This window comes from Armatimonas sp. (assembly GCF_031410135.1).
Lineage (GTDB): Bacteria > Armatimonadota > Armatimonadia > Armatimonadales > Armatimonadaceae > Armatimonas.
Window position 1 is genome coordinate 1 of record NZ_JANNYP010000886.1, and the last position, 4325, is coordinate 4325.

Genomic DNA, 4325 nt, shown 5'->3' on the forward strand with positions numbered 1-4325 from the left:
CGGCGGCCTTCTTGCGCTTGCTGGGGGCAGATTGGTCAAAGTCAACTTTGCTCTTGAGCGTGTCAGCCAGCTTCTTGGGAAGCGCGTCGAAGAAGATCAGTCCCGTGACTTGCTCGATCTCGCCCGCCGAGAGGCGAAACTCCCGCCAGTCCTTTTTGCTGATCGTGGAGATATTGGGCATCTTGACCGCGATAACACGCGTCTGCTCGTTGATACGGGCCAGGTCGTTGCCGCCCTTCTCAGGCAGTACCAAGATAATCTTCCAACCGAAATCTGGCACCGCGATCCCCGCCTTACCGAGGGTCTTGTACTTTTGATCGGTGAAGCCGTGACCGCAGGTGATGTAAATCTCGTTGCCGTCTTGGGCGAGCTGGCGGCAGTAGCTCTCTAGCTGCTCCCATGGCCCCGCGTTCATACCATGTGCCTGCGGCGTAATGTTGGACATGTAGAACGCAATGTCGTTATCTTTGCGCGAGGCGCTGCGATCCTTACTGGGACAGTTGTGCCCTCGGTCGTATCCTGAGCTGGTGTAGTCGCGGGTGACAACATGGGTGAAAGGGCCGGGCAGGTCGGGATCTGGCTGGAACTGCCCGCGCTCGGTGCTACCAATGTCTCCCGCTGTGAGGTGCCAGGCCACCCAGTTGGGGAAGCGCAGCTTATCGTTGTAGCTGAGGGCGTACTGACCGCGTTTGAGGAGAAAGTGCTCCGTGCTGCTGGGGCTGCTCTTTGCCTTGTCCGGATTTCCCAGGAGCATCTGGGCTGCTGGATCGGTGTCGGCATGGGCGACGGGCAGTGGCGTGAGGAGTGCTGCCCCCACCCCAAGGCAAATTATTGCCTTCCAGATCACCCCCCGAGAGCCGCGTCGCTCTCGCCCGTACAGCGCCAAACGTCTTATATCCATCATAGAATCCTTGTGTTTGTATACTGTCCCATCGAAAGGAGGGTTCCTTCACCGATGAGCAGTTCCTTAGCTTTAAGCGGAACTTGCCATGCCTGTTTAAGCAACTAGCTCCATCCTTGTTCGTAACGATTTTTCGCCCAGCGCATCCAGAAAGCGATTCCTAGAAGAGCGAATAAAGTCGCGATCTTCATTCCTGGGTAATGGAATCCTAGGGTTATGTAGTTCACCAAAAGTACGGGAACCAAGATAAATCCTGCCACCGTTGCAGTTCTCTGGAGTCGCAGGGCTACTGTTCGGCGGCGATTCATGAGTATCAGCACACTTGCCAAAAATGCCGTGAGTGACATGGTGAGGATAAATAAAAACGATCCAAAGATGAAAAAACTACCTGAGTAACTGCGAAGCTGTATGGACTGCCTCCCAACAACGGAGAGTACATATCCACAGAAAAGGAGATTGATACTCCCTATCAAAATCTCTCGTACTCGATCCGTCAGCTGTAAACGACTCTTTTGTTTTTGCATCTCTTGCCCTTATGCCCCCGCTGTTAGTAGCTCATTTATTTTTGTCTGGAGTGAAGCCTGATACATGGCGCTCTGCGGCCTAGAGCGAACGAGTGATGGCAACAACGCCTCTGCCTGACTCGTCAGCTCCGCCCAGCGCTTTGGGTCTTGCGTCCGCAGTGTGTTTCGCTGCTCCTCCAGCTCCGCTTTTCGTCTTGCCTCCAGTTCACCCTGGTGCTGTGCTTCTAATTTTCTAGCTTGCTTACTCGTTTCCTGGCGCTTACGCTCTTGTTCCCCTTGCCAGCTCTTCGGTGGGCTGAACCCCTGCTCGATGGCAGTGCGTAGATAGGCTCCCTTGGTGGACTTAATATTCTCAGCAAATGGTAAGTATTCGAGCTGGTGCTTACACTCCTCAGGAAGCTCCGCAGCGAGCTTTCGGGCGACAAGCTTCCCCACTCCAGCCTCGACAAGACGGTCTACGAGCGCTTCGTCAGCGATGCGTGGAGGGTCGCTGCTGAGAGCCTTTTCTTCTTTTTCCTCAGAAGCGACAGCAGCAAAGAGCCCTTCGTTTTCTGGCGCGCGCATGGTTGTTGTTGCTGTACTCTTTGTTGTAATCTTTGCTGTATTCTTTGTATCCTTAATAGTTTGGCGCTTTCCGCCAATCTTGTTTGGCGCATTCGTACAATCTAGTTTGGCGCTTTACGCCAATCTAGTTTGGCGGAAATCGCCAAACTGGAGATCTGATTGCAGGGAGTCCTGTGAGCTGTTTTGCTGGTTGCGCTGTCGAACGTCTTTGCGGAGTAGTTCCACCACTGCCGAGCGGTTCAGTTTGAACCAGAGCTTTGCGGGTTGACCCATCCGCTTCTCCTCAAGAAGTCCCAGATCACGCAGTCGCTTGCGGGCCGTATCCTGCTCGCGTCGCCCCATAACGGTCTCGTACTCGATCTCCGGCATGGTCTTGTGAAACCAACCATCACGACCATCTGGGAGGCGCTGGGTCCAGTACCAGAACTGTGAAAGCAAAAGTCCTGCTGAGTGGCAGCCAACTGCCCGTGCCAGCCCACGCTGGTACGCAACAACACCCTCTCCAATGAGGAGGTTAAGAATTAGCTCGATCTCAGCAGAACCGTCATGCTCCATTGTCTTTCCCTAAAATCCTTCTTCGGCTAGGAATGCCTCAAGCAGTTCGAGGCACAGTACCCGCACTGAGCTAAGGTCATGTTCCAGGCAATAGGTCTTTGCCCGCTTAGATAGCTCAGGCGACATCTCGACCGTTGCCTTCACACCGCCTTGGTGGTTTCGCTTTAGCTCTAGCGCTTCTTTCACCCGTGCCGTAAGTGAGTCCGTAATCACCTCAGTAAGTGCGGACGTAGGTACTTGCTTACTTGCTCGCTTACGTGCCTCCGTACTTCCTTCCTTGCGTACTTGCGTACTTGCGGATTTACGGAGTTCCGTAGATGCGGAAGGTTTAGGCGTTTCTTCCTCCGTGCTTGGTTGCTCAGGTGCGGAAGTGCGTACTTCCGCACCTGCGGGAATAGGCTCTCCTTCTCCCTTTTGTTCAGCGATATTTTGGCGGCGTAGATCGGCTAGTGTGCTCATGCCTTAACTCCCTTTGGCTTGCCCTTCGGGGCTTTATTGTCTTCCTTTAGTTCAACCGGCCAGCGCTTCTCACTTGCCATTTCACTTACCGAGAGCTCCACCAGGGCAGCGTTTGCGATCCTCTGATCTGTTACATAGCTGTTCACCATGCAGGCATCACAGAGCACACAAATATCGCGAGGAATCCCACGGGTGGTGGCATAGATTTCATGGAGCGCCTCTTCATTGAAATACTTATTGACCTTCTCGCCGCCCGCTGTTTTCAGGCGGTGAGCGATCATGCCGCACATATCCTCAAACGAGAGGGGATCAAGGTGTCCAACCACGGCGATGCGTGAGCGGAAGGCTTCCTTGCGCTCTAGCTTGTTGGGGAGGTTGTCCTGGGCGAGCATGACAATCGTGATGAGCTTGCTCTTGGCGGTCTGGAAGTTCGTAAGCTCGGCGATAGTGTCAATGTTGTCCGGAGAGACGTTCTGCCCTTCGTCTAGGAGAAGAACGCAGTGGCGGCCCTCCTTGTATTCCGAGAGCAGAAAAAGTTCCAGGAAGCGCTGGTTGTCTGCTGCTGTCCTGGTTGGCTTCTGATCAAACGCCTCCAGAACAGCTCGCAAAAACGCCGCAGGGGTGCGCATCGAGGCGGCAGGGAGAAACCCTACCGTCTTGGTCTTATCCTCCTCCCAAGTCACCAGGAGCTGGTTCGCCACAGTCGTTTTGCCCGCGCCCACAGGACCCGTCAGAACCGCGAGACCGCGCTTCTGATCAGCTGCGTAGCGCATCTTGGCGATGGCGATTTTATGCTCCTGACTTGGGTAGGCAAACTTCGGATCAGGCTGCACAGAGAACGGGGCCTCCGTCAGTCCAAAAAACTCTAAGTACACACTACCTTCCTTTCTGGGAGGGCTGGAGTCTGATACAGCGAAACTCGCGTACCTTCCTGCGCCCACCACTGTAATCTGATCACAGGATTGTACCTGATAATATCGTCTTTTTGCCAGGATACCCTTAGGGTAGCTAGGTAGGGTATCGTTATAGGACTATGCCTAGACCGGTGAAGCATCAGCCCGCGCCTATGTTGCTGACTTTGAAAAAGTTCTTGCTGGAGGGGAGCTTGCCTGAGCTGGCTGGTCAGCCGTTGTTTGAGTCCTTGAGTGACCTCGCCCGAGCTACCAGGCAGCACGAGGTAGACCCGCCTGGATTTCCCTCGGTCGTTTCTATGATCCAGCAGGGGTTGACCGGGAAGCGCTCGTTTAAGCGCGAACGAGCTATTGCAATGCGGCAAGCGGTTACCGAACGCATTCATCAGCGTGCTCCGGAGCACGCTGATG

At 54.4% G+C, this 4325-nt stretch carries 6 protein-coding genes; 1 reads left to right on the forward strand and 5 read right to left on the reverse strand.

Annotated features, from left to right (window positions below; genetic code table 11):
- The 5 genes from RMO15_RS31725 to RMO15_RS31745 form a co-directional block, all read right to left on the reverse strand.
- A partial coding sequence (locus tag RMO15_RS31725; protein WP_309722834.1) for a DNA/RNA non-specific endonuclease occupies positions 1 to 904 on the reverse strand: 904 nt, incomplete at its 3' end.
- Positions 905 to 1434: 530 nt separating this feature from the next.
- Positions 1435 to 1989 (reverse strand): hypothetical protein, encoded by a 555-nt coding sequence (locus tag RMO15_RS31730; RefSeq protein WP_309722836.1) that lies wholly within the window; start codon positions 1987 to 1989, stop codon positions 1435 to 1437.
- A 114-nt stretch (positions 1990 to 2103) separates the two neighbouring features.
- A complete protein-coding gene (locus RMO15_RS31735; protein WP_309722839.1) occupies positions 2104 to 2544 on the reverse strand; it encodes a hypothetical protein in 441 nt (146 codons plus the stop codon).
- Positions 2545 to 2553: 9 nt separating this feature from the next.
- On the reverse strand, positions 2554 to 3003 hold the full coding sequence (locus RMO15_RS31740; RefSeq protein WP_309722841.1) for a hypothetical protein: 450 nt from the start codon (positions 3001 to 3003) through the stop codon (positions 2554 to 2556).
- On the reverse strand, positions 3000 to 3878 hold the full coding sequence (locus RMO15_RS31745; protein ID WP_309722844.1) for an AAA family ATPase: 879 nt from the start codon (positions 3876 to 3878) through the stop codon (positions 3000 to 3002). The genes RMO15_RS31740 and RMO15_RS31745 overlap by 4 nt, the downstream gene beginning before the upstream one ends.
- Positions 3879 to 4036: 158 nt before the next feature.
- On the opposite strand from RMO15_RS31745, the gene RMO15_RS31750 reads away from it, so the two are divergent.
- The coding region (locus RMO15_RS31750; protein ID WP_309722848.1) for a hypothetical protein at positions 4037 to 4325 on the forward strand (289 nt) is incomplete at its 3' end.